The organism is Bacteroides togonis (assembly GCF_900130135.1).
GTDB lineage: Bacteria > Bacteroidota > Bacteroidia > Bacteroidales > Bacteroidaceae > Bacteroides > Bacteroides pullorum.
Genome location: NZ_LT670820.1, coordinates 2007046 through 2020358 on the forward strand (window position 1 = coordinate 2007046; position 13313 = coordinate 2020358).

At 52.8% G+C, this 13313-nt stretch carries 10 protein-coding genes; 7 read left to right on the forward strand and 3 right to left on the reverse strand.

Annotated elements, in window-relative coordinates:
* Window positions 1-74: 74 nt before the first annotated feature.
* Window positions 75-2030, forward strand: a complete 1956-nt coding sequence (locus BQ8005_RS08660) for a competence protein CoiA family protein (protein ID WP_075317771.1) — start codon at window positions 75-77, stop codon at window positions 2028-2030.
* Between the two features lie 40 nt (window positions 2031-2070).
* The gene (locus BQ8005_RS08665; RefSeq protein WP_075317772.1) at window positions 2071-2727 is read left to right on the forward strand and encodes a DUF1847 domain-containing protein; all 657 of its coding nucleotides are present in this window, start codon (window positions 2071-2073) and stop codon (window positions 2725-2727) included.
* Here the strand turns inward: BQ8005_RS08665 and BQ8005_RS08670 are convergent.
* Window positions 2697-4040: an MATE family efflux transporter gene (locus tag BQ8005_RS08670; RefSeq protein ID WP_075317773.1), complete on the reverse strand. Its 1344-nt coding sequence runs from the start codon at window positions 4038-4040 to the stop codon at window positions 2697-2699. The genes BQ8005_RS08665 and BQ8005_RS08670 overlap by 31 nt on opposite strands.
* Window positions 4041-4436: 396 nt before the next feature.
* On the opposite strand from BQ8005_RS08670, the gene BQ8005_RS08675 reads away from it, so the two are divergent.
* Together BQ8005_RS08675 and BQ8005_RS08680 are read left to right on the forward strand one after the other, a co-directional pair.
* Complete coding sequence (locus tag BQ8005_RS08675; RefSeq protein WP_075317774.1) at window positions 4437-4715, forward strand: LysO family transporter; 279 nt, start codon at window positions 4437-4439, stop codon at window positions 4713-4715.
* Window positions 4712-5332, forward strand: a complete 621-nt coding sequence (locus BQ8005_RS08680) for a LysO family transporter (RefSeq protein ID WP_075317775.1) — start codon at window positions 4712-4714, stop codon at window positions 5330-5332. The genes BQ8005_RS08675 and BQ8005_RS08680 overlap by 4 nt, the downstream gene beginning before the upstream one ends.
* Before the next feature lie 25 nt (window positions 5333-5357).
* Here BQ8005_RS08680 and mfd read toward each other — a convergent pair whose 3' ends face one another.
* Entirely contained in the window at window positions 5358-8762 is a 3405-nt protein-coding gene (mfd, locus tag BQ8005_RS08685) for a transcription-repair coupling factor (RefSeq protein ID WP_075317776.1), read from the reverse strand.
* Window positions 8763-8899: 137 nt separating this feature from the next.
* On the opposite strand from mfd, the gene BQ8005_RS08690 reads away from it, so the two are divergent.
* The gene (locus BQ8005_RS08690) at window positions 8900-9649 is read left to right on the forward strand and encodes a polyprenol monophosphomannose synthase (protein ID WP_075317777.1); all 750 of its coding nucleotides are present in this window, start codon (window positions 8900-8902) and stop codon (window positions 9647-9649) included.
* A gap of 5 nt (window positions 9650-9654) precedes the next feature.
* Window positions 9655-11004 (forward strand): dihydroorotase, encoded by a 1350-nt coding sequence (locus BQ8005_RS08695; protein WP_075317778.1) that lies wholly within the window; start codon window positions 9655-9657, stop codon window positions 11002-11004.
* Between the two features lie 77 nt (window positions 11005-11081).
* Here the strand turns inward: BQ8005_RS08695 and BQ8005_RS08700 are convergent, their stop codons facing one another.
* Window positions 11082-12002, reverse strand: coding sequence for a helix-turn-helix domain-containing protein (locus tag BQ8005_RS08700; RefSeq protein ID WP_075317779.1), 921 nt, complete (start codon window positions 12000-12002; stop codon window positions 11082-11084).
* A gap of 195 nt (window positions 12003-12197) precedes the next feature.
* On the opposite strand from BQ8005_RS08700, the gene BQ8005_RS08705 reads away from it, so the two are divergent.
* Window positions 12198-13307 (forward strand): efflux RND transporter periplasmic adaptor subunit, encoded by a 1110-nt coding sequence (locus BQ8005_RS08705; RefSeq protein ID WP_075317780.1) that lies wholly within the window; start codon window positions 12198-12200, stop codon window positions 13305-13307.
* Window positions 13308-13313 lie beyond the last annotated feature (6 nt).

A 13313-nucleotide genomic window follows, 5' to 3' on the forward strand; every position in this document is an offset into this window, starting at 1 on the left:
TAGCCGCTTATATTCATACTTTTCAACAATCCAGCTTAAGAGTTTTACAACCACAGAAAAACACAACTAACATTATGAAGCAACCTATAAAATATCAATATGCTTTGGATGAAGAGAATCATATTATTGATATCTCTATGATAAATAAGGAACATCGAATTCACTCAAACTACCATTGCCCCTCATGCGGAAGAGAACTTATTGCCAAATTAGGAGAGAAAAAACAAAAACATTTCGCCCATAAATTCGACACAGAGGGATTTCCCTGTAATAATGAGACGTATCTACACCAATTAGCAAAAATCAAAATCAAGGAGAAATTCGACAAGAGCGAATCATTCTTCATAAAACTTCGTGAAAAAGTAATATGCTCATCTGTCGAAAATTGCGAATTTGCAACAAACAAACATCTCTGCATCAAAGAGAGAGACAAACTTGTCAATCTAAAGAAATACTACAATCTGTGTAGTATAGAGAAGTCAATAAAAGACTTTCGAGCTGATTTATTATTAGAAAACACTATAACAGGAATAAAACCTATACTCATAGAAATTTTCGTTACACACCCTTGTACCCAAGACAAAATCAATTCTAAACTTCCTATCATTGAAATACCCATCCAATCAGAAGAAGATATCCAGATAATAGAAAACAAAACAGAGCTTTGTGGGCAAACATATAATTTCCCTATTAAAAATATATATGAGCCTATGGAAATAAATTATATCATACAAAAATATGTATTATTTAGTTCTGGCAAATATTCATATATACCGACACATCAAATAAGCTGTAAAAACATTGAAACTCCTCAATTTGAACACACTCTTCTGGATATCTCCGTTTACGACGGGAAACTTGAAAAAACCGAATTCTTTTACTACGCTATTTCGTTAGGGTATAATCTAAAGAATTGTTCCATTTGCCAACACTATAACTTCAAAGGTATATGTAAGAAAAGTAGAGAGATCAATACACCCATACAGCCGAATCCTTCGTATGCGTACTTTTGTAATTACTACAAAACCAATGAATTATTCCATAGAATATATAAACATGCAACTTCCAAAATCAGAATCAAAATAATTAAAAATGACACGAAATCATTCAACAATATTGACTTTAATTTTTTATACAGTCAAAAGATAGGCAATATATTGAACACCTGTATCTCTCAGTTAGAGCAATGTTACTACAAGAAAAGTCTGCGCCTACAAGTTGGAAGCATAAGCCACAATCTGAGTTGTTATTACAATTCGTGTGAGCGTTTCAAGATAAACAAATTTGCGTATGGTTTGAAATTCTATCATTCAATGCAACCTAAGAAAACACCTTTATTTCTCTATTGCATAAAAGAAGGTTTCTTCAATATAAAGAAAAAAAGCAACACAAAAAACATATATCTAAAAATAGAGGACGAACAAAGCTTAAAAGAATTCACCAGTTACACAGGAATAACCATCTATCCATGTGGACAATCCATCTTCCACAACATCGAAGAAAGGAAACATGAAAGACCCTCAAAGGAACAAACGAATCAAAAAAAGGAAAAAGAAGAACCATGTTGTATAAAAGAATTACCAAGCAAGAATACTCTTTATTTAGAAGATTTATTTAAAAATGAATCCAAAACATCTCTGACAAATAAAAATAAAGAAGAAGTTTTAGATTATATCGAAAAAGAATTCAAAGCCAGAAATATTTTCATAGAAAAACACCAAGAAAGCCCTGTAAGCTTAAGACCTTTATACAACGAATGTAAAAGAGAAGATATAAAAAGAGGGAATATATCACTAAAAATATTCAACACATCAAACGAACTTACCCCAATATTCATTCAGCCCTGTTTAAACAATGAGTCGCCTCTCAAAAATATACCTACTATTGTACTTAGGATTGATTCACAAGGAATGTGGAAAGAATGGAGTCACAAAAATTGCCTTTTAATAAAAGAAGGGAAGAATGGTGAATTTTACAACATAATTAATCTAAATGAAATAGTCCCCGACGAAACATTGAATTCGTTTTAACAGTATATTTGCATAACAATCATAAAACATTATCTACCCTATGAATACCTCCGAACAACCCTCATCCCCCACCCGCCACTCGTGCGTGGATTGCGGCACACAGAACTGTAAGTACCAGAACCGCACGTATCCCGAATTCTGCCCCACCACCCACCTGAAGGAGGAAGACCTGCAATGGGCGCTGGAGCGCTACGACGAGCCGTGCAACCACGACATCATGGTAGCCAGCGCCGAAGTGGAATACGAAGGCTACTGCCAATGGACACGCGTACAGGAAATCATGGAGTTTGCCCGAAAGATAGGGGCACACAAGATAGGCATCGCCCACTGCATCGGCCTCATCCGCGAGGCACGCATCTTCGCCCGCATCCTGCAAGCCAACGGCTTCGAACCACTGGCGGTGATCTGCAAGGTGGCGGGCAAGGCGAAGTCGTCCATCGGCATCCCGCAGGCGTGCGAATCCATCGGGGCGGCCATGTGCAACCCCATCCTGCAGGCGCGCCTGCTGAACGAGGCGCGGACGGACCTGAACGTGGTCATCGGCCTCTGCGTGGGGCACGACAGCCTGTTCTACAAGTACTCCGAGGCCTACGCCACCACCCTCGTCACCAAGGACCGCGTGACGGGCAACAACCCCGCCGCCGCGCTCTACACGGCGGAGTCGTACTATCGGAAGAAGTTCGGCTTGGAGCGGTAGTACCACACGCCCACAACATCGGCCAGCGCCCAACCGATGGGGACGGACCACCAGATGCCCGTATAGCCCACCTGGGGCAACGAAGCCAGCAGATAGGCCAGCAACACGCGCGTGCCCAGCGACACCACCGTGAGCACCACCGACATGGAGGGAAGGGCCACGGCGCGATAGAAGCCGTAGAGCAGGAAGAGGTAGCCGATGCCCACGTAGAAGCTGCCTTCGATGCGCAGATACTCCACTCCGATGGCGATAATCTCTGCTTCGGACGGAGAGACGAAGAGCGACATCAGCCAGGGAGCGCCCACAAAGACGAGGGCGGAGACGAGCAGGGCGAAGGCAGTGGTGAGCCACACGGCACTACGGATGCCACGACGGATGCGGTCGGTGCGGCCGGCTCCGAAGTTCTGGGCGATGAAGGTGGAGAAGGCGTTGCCGAAGTCCTGCACGGGCATGTAGGCGAAGGAATCGATCTTCACCGCCACGGCAAAGGCGGCCATGACGGCCGTGCCGAAGCTGTTGACCAAGCCCTGCACCAGGAGGATGCCGAAGTTCATGACCGACTGCTGGACGCACGTCAGCAACGAATAGGAGGACAGGCGGCGGATGGACGGAAAGTCGACCACCCGATCGGCCTTGCGCAGGCGCAGAGCGGGGAAACGGTGACGGGTATAAAGATAAAGCCCCAGGGCGGCCACCGTCTGAGCCACTACCGTAGCGAGGGCCGCTCCCTCGACGCCCATGTGCAAACCGAGCATGAAGAGGAGGTCGAGCCCGATGTTGAGCACCACGGACACGAGCAGGAAGCAGAGGGGCACCACGGAATTGCCCACCGCACGGAGCAGGAAGGCGTAAAAATTGTAGACGCACACAGGCACCATGCCCAGGAAGACGATGAAGAGGTAGCTGCGCGCCAGCGGCTCTACCTCGGACGGCGTGTGGAGCAGACGGATAACGGGCGTCAGCCAGAGGAGCGAAGCCACGTTGAGCACCAGCGTGACGCCGCCCACGATGAGCATGGACGAGAAGATGCTGCGCCGCAAGCCGTCGAACTCGCGCGCGCCATACTGCATGGAGAACACGGCACTGCACCCCATGCAAAGGCCGATGAAGATGGACGTGACAAACACAATGAGGGCATACGACGAACCCACGGCGGCCAGGGCATCGGCGCCCAACACACGCCCCACGATGAGCGTATCGGCCACGTTGTAGCACTGCTGCAACAGGTTGCCCAGCATCAGCGGAAAGGCAAAGCGGAGCATCGTGCCCGTGATGCTGCCTTCCGTCAGATTTCCCTTGTACAAGTCGGCCATGGTTTCGCTTCTTGAAATGACGCCCAAAATTAAGGCACGCACGTCAGATATACAACGGTTGGACGAAGAGTTTTAGGGATACAAAGGGAGAAAAAGAAATATTTCTGCATATTTATTTGGTATATATTCATAAAAGCGATACCTTTGCGGCCGCAAAACCAAGAAAAAGACTCATGAACCAGACGTTACACATATTGAACAGGACCTGTCGGAAAGTCCGCCTGCACAAAGGTACGGACAGCCAGCAGACGGTACACGTCCACTGGTTCAGCGGGTTCATCTAAGTTTCCCTCCTCCCCTATTTTTTTTGACCTCTATCTATCTGGCAGGCACGCATGACGTCTGCCCGCCCCGTTCATTGTGTTCAACCTCAAAAAAAAGAAAGAGAGAATCGTTATGTTCAGCATTATATGTACCATGCTGGCCGGTATCGTCATCGGCCGCTTCCTGCACGACGGGAAGTTTCTGAAAAATATCGAGAAGAGCACTTCGCTCACCATTACTGTCCTGTTGTTTGTGCTGGGCCTGTCCATCGGCTCCAACCGCCTCATCGTAGAAAACCTGGGGCGCGTGGGATGGCAGGCGGCCATACTGGCCGTACTGAGCCTGGCAGGCAGCATCGTAGCCGCACGCATCGTTTTCCAACTGTTTTTTGAGAAAGGAGAAGAGAAATGAAGAACAATCTGATTGTACTCGCCATCTTCGGTATCGGCTGCCTAGCCGGCGCCGGCTTCCAACCGGAGGCAAACATGCACAACTGGTCGCTCTGCATCCTCTATGCCCTGATGCTGCAGGTGGGCATCGGCATCGGAAGCAACCGAGGCCTGCAACAGGAACTGAAGAAACTAAGCCCCAAGATGCTGCTGGTGCCGGCAGCCACCATCACAGGCACCCTGGCCTTCTCGGCCGCGGCAAGCCTGCTGCTGAGCCAGTGGAGCGTGTTCGACTGCATGGCCGTGGGCAGCGGATTTGCCTACTACTCGCTGTCGTCCATCCTCATCACGCAGTTCAAGGAGCCTTCCATCGGCCTCCAGCTGGCCACGGAGCTGGGCACCATCGCCCTGCTGAGCAACATCATCCGCGAAATGATGTCGCTGGTGGGTGCACCCCTCATCCGCAAATACTTCGGACAGCTGGCTCCCATCTCGGCCGCGGGCGTGAACTCGATGGACGTGCTGCTGCCCTCCATCACGCGCTGCTCGGGCAAGGAGGTGATGCCCATCGCCATCTTCCACGGCATCCTCATCGACCTGAGCGTGCCCTTCTTCGTGAACCTGTTCTGCAACCTGTAGGAGGCGGAAACAGAAATTCCACCACTTATTCTTCCACCGCCATCGCCACCATTTCCTGCAGGGTGGCAACGGCTTCTTCGACCGTAGGCACGTCCTTGACCAGCATACTGCGTTTGCCGTTCTGCTCGCGCAAGTCGCAACGGCGGGTGTACTTCATCATGTAGGCGATGACCTTGCCGAAGGCCTGGCTCTGATAGTAAGGGCTGTCGGGGTTGGACACAAAGAAGAGGGTCATGCGGCCACCTTTGAGGAACACCTTCTCGGCTCCCAGACGGGCGGCCAGACGACGCAGGGGCACGATGCGCAGCAACTCTTCCGTCTCGGGCGGCACAGGGCCGAAACGGTCTTCGAGGCGGGCGCGGAAGGCATCAACATCCTTGTCGAGCACCAGCGAATCGAGCTCGCGATAGAGGAGCATGCGCTCGCTGCTGCCCGTAACGTAGGTGGCAGGCAAGAGGAGTTCGAGGTCGCTCTCCACCTGACATTCGTTCACAAACTGCTCGCCGCTGATCTGCCCGCTGCCGTCGGCCGCCTGCTGCTCTTCGGCCACGAGGTCAGCAAACTCGTCGTTCTTCAACTCGCGCACGGCTTCGGTCAAGATCTTTTGGTAGGTTTCGTAACCCAGGTCGGCGATGAAGCCGCTCTGCTCGGCGCCCAGCATGTTGCCCGCCCCGCGGATGTCGAGGTCCTGCATGGCGATGTGGATGCCGCTGCCCAGGTCGGAGAAGTTCTCGATGGCTTGCAGGCGGCGCTTGGCTTCGGGCGTCAGGCTGGACAACGGAGGGGCCAACAGGTAACAGAAGGCTTTCTTGTTGCTGCGTCCCACACGCCCGCGCATCTGGTGCAGGTCGCTCAAGCCGAAGTTCTGCGCCTGGTTGATGATGATGGTGTTGGCGTTGGGGATGTCGATGCCGCTCTCGATGATGGTGGTGGCGATGAGCACGTCGTAGTCGTAGTTCACGAAGTCGAAGATGATTTTCTCCAGCTCGGCCGGCTCCATCTGGCCGTGACCGATGCACACGCGGCAGTCGGGTATGTTGCGCTCGATCATGGCCTTCAGCTCGGGCAGGTTGGAGATGCGGTTGTTCACGAAGAACACCTGTCCGTTGCGGCTCATCTCGAAGTTGATGGCGTCGATGATGACTTCCTCGTTGAAGGTATGTACCTCTGTCTGAACGGGGTAACGGTTGGGTGGCGGCGTCTGGATGACGCTGAGGTCGCGCGCACCCATCAGCGAGAATTGCAGGGTGCGGGGGATGGGCGTGGCGGTCATGGTGAGCGTATCGACATTCACCTTGAGCTGGCGGAGCTTCTCCTTGACGCTGACGCCGAACTTCTGCTCTTCGTCAATGATGAGCAGGCCCAGGTCCTTGAACTTGACATCCTTGCCCAGGATGCGGTGGGTACCGATGAGGATGTTCACCTCGCCTGCGGCCAATCCCTTGATGACGGCCTTCGCCTGGGCGGCGGTGCGGGCGCGGCTCAGGTACTCCACGCGGCAGGGCAGGTCTTTCAGGCGCTCCTTGAACGTCTGGAAGTGCTGGTAGGCAAGGACGGTGGTGGGCACCAGGACGGCTACCTGCTTGTTGTCGCACGCGGCCTTGAAGGCGGCGCGCACGGCCACTTCCGTCTTACCAAAGCCCACGTCGCCGCACACCAGGCGATCCATCGGCCGGGCGCTCTCCATGTCGGCCTTCACGTCGGCCGTAGCTTTGCTCTGGTCGGGCGTGTCTTCGTAGAGGAACGAGGCTTCGAGCTCGCGTTGCAGGAAGCTGTCGGGGCTGAACTGATAGCCCTTCTCCTCGCGGCGTTGCGAGTAGAGCTTGATGAGGTCGCGGGCAATATCCTTGATTTTCTTCTTCGTGCGGTCCTTCAACTTCTCCCACGCACCCGTGCCCAGCTTGTTGAGGCGGGGCGCTTCACCCTCCTTGCCCTTGTACTTGGACACCTTGTGGAGGGAGTGGATGGAGACGAACACCACGTCGTCGTTCTGATAGACGAGCTTGATGACCTCCTGCGTGGTGTTGCCGTTGGGGATACGCACCAAGCCGGCAAAGCGACCCACGCCGTGGTCGGTGTGCACCACATAGTCGCCCGGCTGGAACTGGTTGAGCTCCTTCAGCGAGAGGGCCACCTTGCCGCTACGGGCCTTGTCGCTCTTGAGGTTGTACTTGTGGAAGCGGTCGAACAGCTGGTGGTCGGTGAAGACGCACAGGCGCAACTGGTTGTCGGCAAAGCCCTCGTGCAAGGTCTTCTCCACCGCCGTGAAGGTGATCTTCTCGCCCCCACGCTCCTCGAAGATGGCACGGATGCGGTCGGTTTGCTTGGTGCTGTCGCTACAGATATAGATGGTATAGCCGTCGGCCAGATAACGGGCAAAGCTGTCGGCCACGAGGTCAAAGTTCTTGTGGAAAATGGGTTGCGCCGACGTGTCGAACTGAAGCGAAGCGTCGGGCGTGCCTGTGGGCTTGGTGCCGAACTCCAGGCGGCGGAAGTCGAGGGCACGGACGGTAAACTCGCCGCCGTCGATGAGCTTGCCCTCCAAACGGATGTCACCGTTCTCCTCCGCCTCGCGGGCGGCGATGGCTTGGGGAGTGAGAGCTTCGTCGTGCACCTGCTGGATGCGTTCGCGCAGCCACAGGAAGTCGCGCATGGCCAGGATGGTGTCGGCGGGCAGGAAGTCGAGGAACGACACCATGCCGCCCGTGCCTCCTGCCGAGAGGTCATTGCTGAGGTCGGGCACGATGACCACGCTCTCCCGCTTCTCCTTGGACAGCTGCGTCTCCACCTCGAAGGTGCGCAGGCTCTCCACCTCGTCGCCGAAGAAGTCGATGCGGAAGGGGTATTCGCTGGAGAAGGAGAATACGTCAATGATGCTGCCTCGCACGGCATACTGACCGGGTTCATAGACATAGTCGGTATGCTCGAAGCCGTAGCTGTGGAGCACCTCAGTGACGAATGTCATGTCCACCTGCTCGCCCACGTGGAGGGTGAGCGTCTTCTCCTCGAGTTCACCCTGCGACACCACCTTCTCGGCCAGCGCGTCGGGGAAGGTGACGATGCACAAGCCGCGGCTGTCCTTCTGCAGGCGGCTGAGCACCTCGGTGCGGAGGATTTCGTTGGCGGCATCCTTCTGGCCATACTTGATGGCGCGGCGGAAGGATGAAGGGAAGAAGAGTACCTGCCCGTCGCCCAGCACCTGCACCAAGTCGTGGTAGAAGTAACCCGCCTCCTCACCATCGCCCAGCACAAAGACGAACGGGCGACCTGCCCGCCCCACCAGCACCGAGGCCATCAAGGAAGCCGACGAGCCGTGAAGCCCGCCCACAAAGAGGTGTTTCAGCTGGTCGTCGGCCAGCAGGCGCAAGGCCGCCTCGATCTGCGGATGGGCGGCGTATCGTTGTTGCAGTTCGGTAATCGTAAAGCTCATGTGCGTGAAAATTATCTGTGCAAAATTACGAAGAAAATGGATAAGAATACATCCGCCGCAAAGAAAAGCACTGTTTTCCTACTGAAAAAACAATGGAAAACACTACATTTGTGGCACATTTACAATCCACAGAAGATATGCATACATCAGACAGCATCGTCATCATCCCGACCTACAACGAGCGGGAGAATATCGAGAACATCATACGGGCCGTCTTTGCCCTGGAGCACGGGTTCCACATCCTGGTCATCGAAGACGGGTCGCCCGACGGTACGGCCGAGATTGTCCGCCGCCTGCAACGCGAAGAGTTCGCCGACCGCCTGTTCATGGTGGAGCGCCGCGGCAAGCTGGGCTTGGGCACAGCCTACATCGCAGGCTTCCGCTGGGCGCTGGAGCACGACTACGAATACATCTTCGAGATGGACGCCGACTTCAGCCACAACCCCAAGGACCTGCCCCGCCTCTACAAGGCCTGTGCCGAAGAGGGAGCCGACGTGTCCATCGGTTCGCGCTACGTGAGCGGCGTCAACGTGGTAAACTGGCCCATGGGACGCGTGCTGATGTCCTACTTCGCCTCGAAATACGTGCGCATCATCACGGGCCTGCCCATCCACGACACCACGGCGGGCTTCGTGTGCTACCGCCGCCGCGTGCTGCAAACCATCGACCTCGACTCCATCCGCTTCAAGGGCTATGCCTTCCAGATCGAGATGAAGTTCACCGCCTACAAGTGCGGCGCCCGTGTGAAGGAAGTGCCCGTCATCTTCATCAACCGCGAGCTGGGCACCTCGAAAATGAACTCCAGCATCTTCGGCGAAGCCGTCTTCGGCGTCATCCGCCTAAAGTGGGACAGCTGGTTCAAGAAGTATCCTAAAATTAACGGCTAACAGACATGAAACGTACCCTCATCCACAACGCCCTCATCGTCAACGAGGGACAAACCATACAAGGCTCCGTAGTCATCACCGACCAGGGCCGCATCGCCGAGGTACTGACCCACGGCAAACCCCTCTCCGCCCCCTGCGACGAAACCATCGACGCCACTGGCTGCTACCTGCTGCCGGGTGCCATCGACGACCACGTGCACTTCCGCGACCCGGGCCTGACGCACAAGGCCGACATCCTCAGCGAAAGCCGGGCGGCGGCCGCAGGAGGCGTGACCAGCATCATGGACATGCCCAACACCCTGCCGCAAACCACCACCCTCGAAGCCCTCGACGCCAAGCTCAACCTGCTGGACGAACGCTGCATCGTGAACCACTCGTGCTACTTCGGCGCTACGAACAACAACTACGGCGACTTTGCCCGCCTGGACCGTTCGCGCGTGTGCGGTATCAAACTCTTCATGGGTTCGAGCACGGGCAACATGCTGGTGGACCGCATGGAAAGCCTGCGCGCCATCTTCGGCAGCACCGACCTGCTCATCGCCGTCCATTGCGAGGACCCTGCCATCATCCGAAAAAACACAGAGAAATATAAGGCACAATATGCCGACGAAGACGACGTGCCCGTCAGCAAGCACCCCAACATCCGCTCTTCGGCCGCCTGCTACGCCTCGTCGAGCCTGGCCGTGAAGCTGGCGCGCGAAACGGGTGCCCGCCTGCATGTGCTCCACCTCTCCACCGCCCGCGAACTGAACCTGCTCGAGGCAGGCCCCGTCAGCGGCAAGAAGATTACAGGCGAGGCTTGTGTGGCCCATCTGTTGTTCAGCCAAACCGACTACCGCACGCTGGGCACCCTCATCAAATGCAACCCCGCGGTGAAGACCAAGGCCGACCGCGACGCCCTGCGCCGTGCCGTCAACGACGACGTGATAGACGTCATCGCCACCGACCATGCCCCCCACCTCATTACTGAGAAGAAGGGCGGCGCGCTGAAAGCCGTATCAGGCATGCCGATGGTGCAGTTCTCGCTCGTGAGCATGCTCCAGCTGGTAAATGAAGGCATCTTTACGATAGAGAAGGTTGTGGAGAAGATGTGCCACGCCCCTGCCCAGCTTTATGGTATCTGCGAACGCGGCTTCATCCGCGAAGGCTGGAAGGCCGACCTCGTGCTGGTGCGCCCCGACACCCCCTGGACGCTGGAGAAGAGCCTCATCCAAAGCAAGTGCGGCTGGAGTCCGCTGGAGGGACACACCTTCGACTGGCACGTGGAGCGCACCTTCGTCAACGGACATACCGTTTACGACGGCCGCGAAGTCGACGAAAGCTATCGGGGCGAGGCACTGCGCTTCGACCGCTAAGTTCCTATTCACACCCTGCGGATGCAACCTTATTGACAAGGCTGCATTCGCAAACTAAAAAAACAATCCGAAGGCTCTCAGAAGGCTGAGACCTCTTTATCTGCCTTGACATTGCTCCGAAATTCGGAAGGTGTTACCCCCAAATGCTTCTTGACATATTGGGCAAAAAACGAAACGTTGGAAAATTCGAAATCGGCCGCAATCTCCTTGATGCTTTTGCTGGAATGCTTCAATTCACGAATAATATGCTCTATGGCATTCTCGTGAATCAACGTCAAGGCATTCTTTCCGCTGATGCGTTTAATGATACGCGACAAGTATTTGGGCGAATAACAAAACAAATCGGCATAATATTCTAAGGTCCGATGTCTGCCACTATCCGCCGCCATTGTTTCCATAAAACGCTTGAAAATAAAGTCCGGACGATTGACCAAAGTACGCATATCTTCATTGGAAACAACTGTCTGCAGACTGATAGCCGCAACTAATTCCACAAAAAAGGCGGAGGACAAATACAACAATATTTCTTTCTGATAAGGGTCTTCACACAATGCCAGTTTGCGTTCAATCAATCCCAAATATTGATTGAACAGCTCTTTGTTTTCTTCATCAAAGTGCTTGACAGGATTTCGATGTAGATAGTGGAATGATTTCCAAGTATATTTTTCAGTCTGCGTCAGCCGTTGTATAAACCGATTCGACAAGCCAATGATTTTCACCTTATAAGAAGGAGAAGCCAGCACCTCACCAATCAGCATATTCGGCAGACTCACCAACAGATCATCAGCCTTCAAATGACAAGTCTGATTGTTCAATTCCAACTTTACCTCGCCTTCCATGCAATAAATCATCAGAAGGACTTCCATCTTGATTGTTTTACCTCCAGCCAGAATGTTCTCCAAGCGGTCGGTCACGAACAGATAGTCATCCAAACAACAGTTCTGTCCGCCGTATCGCTTCAGCGTTTCGATACCAATATGTTCAATAATCTTTTCCATTTTTATTTTTTCTGCAAAGATGGAGATTTATGCGACATTATCAATATTCAATTTTCCCCTTAACACATTCAATTTACCACGTCTAATAATTATTTTATCAAGCAAGGAGAAAATACAACATTTCTCCAAAAAAATTCATAGCAACCATTCTGGAACAAGGCACTACTTTTGCGCAAATTTTTAAAACGAACTAATATGACAATAAAAAACATTCAAAACCACATGCGATGGTTTGCTTTTACTGGATGCTTGGTCGGACTCACAGCCTGCCAGTCGGAAAAGCAAGAACAAGCCCAACAAAACTATGCCATCGCTACCATTCATGCCGATGCCAACAAAGAGATAACCACTTCCTATTCTGCCTCCATCGAAGGAATGCAGGACATCAATATCTACCCGCAAGTCTCCGGCTATCTCGAGAAACTCAACGTATCCGAAGGAGAGATTGTACGCAAAGGGCAAATTTTGTTCGTCATCGACCAAGTGCCCTATAAGGTAGCTTTGCAAACAGCCATTGCCAACGTAGAAGTAGCCAAAGCCAGTCTTGCCACTGCAGAACTCACCTACAAAAGCACTCAGAAACTACACGAACAGAAAGTAGTATCCGACTTCAACCTGCAAACCACTAAAAACGAATATCTGACAGCCAAAGCCCAACTAGCCCAAGCCGAAGCTCAGGAAGTAAATGCCCGCAACGACCTATCATATACCGAAGTAAAGAGTCCAAGTGACGGTGTGATAGGCATGTTGCCCTATCGTGTAGGAACACTCGTCAGCCCCAGCATGCCCCAACCGCTGACCACCGTTTCCGATAACTCGAACATGTACGTCTACTTCTCCATGACCGAAAACCAGCTACTCTCCCTAGCCCGCCAATATGGTACCATCGAAAAAGCCCTGCAAGGAATGCCTGACATCCAACTACAACTGAACGATGGCTCCACCTATGAAGAAAGCGGTAAAATAGAATCCATCAGCGGAGTCATCGACAAAGCGACAGGCACTGTAGGCGTACGCGCCGTCTTCCCCAACCCAGACCGACTACTACACAGCGATGCATCGGGCAACGTATTAATCCCCAGTACCTATACCAACTGTATCGTTATTCCCCAAGGAGCTACTGTGCAGCTACAAGACCAAATATTAGTCTACAAGGTTGTAGACGGAAAAGCCGTGTCTACTCTGATCAAAGTAGCTCCAGTAAATGATGGAAAAGAATACATTGTTACAGACGGCCTGAAACCTGGTGATGAAATTATCTCCAACGGAGCAGGAATGATCCGCGAAGGAACTCAAGTAAAATAACAGACG

Coding starts and splice junctions, on each gene's coding strand:
- BQ8005_RS08660 (WP_075317771.1), top strand. CDS start 75: ATGAAGCAACCTATAAAATATCAATATGCTTTGGATGAAGAGAATCAT.
- BQ8005_RS08665 (WP_075317772.1), top strand. CDS start 2,071: ATGAATACCTCCGAACAACCCTCATCCCCCACCCGCCACTCGTGCGTG.
- BQ8005_RS08670 (WP_075317773.1), bottom strand. CDS start 4,040: ATGGCCGACTTGTACAAGGGAAATCTGACGGAAGGCAGCATCACGGGC.
- BQ8005_RS08675 (WP_075317774.1), top strand. CDS start 4,437: ATGTTCAGCATTATATGTACCATGCTGGCCGGTATCGTCATCGGCCGC.
- BQ8005_RS08680 (WP_075317775.1), top strand. CDS start 4,712: ATGAAGAACAATCTGATTGTACTCGCCATCTTCGGTATCGGCTGCCTA.
- mfd (WP_075317776.1), bottom strand. CDS start 8,762: ATGAGCTTTACGATTACCGAACTGCAACAACGATACGCCGCCCATCCG.
- BQ8005_RS08690 (WP_075317777.1), top strand. CDS start 8,900: ATGCATACATCAGACAGCATCGTCATCATCCCGACCTACAACGAGCGG.
- BQ8005_RS08695 (WP_075317778.1), top strand. CDS start 9,655: ATGAAACGTACCCTCATCCACAACGCCCTCATCGTCAACGAGGGACAA.
- BQ8005_RS08700 (WP_075317779.1), bottom strand. CDS start 12,002: ATGGAAAAGATTATTGAACATATTGGTATCGAAACGCTGAAGCGATAC.
- BQ8005_RS08705 (WP_075317780.1), top strand. CDS start 12,198: ATGACAATAAAAAACATTCAAAACCACATGCGATGGTTTGCTTTTACT.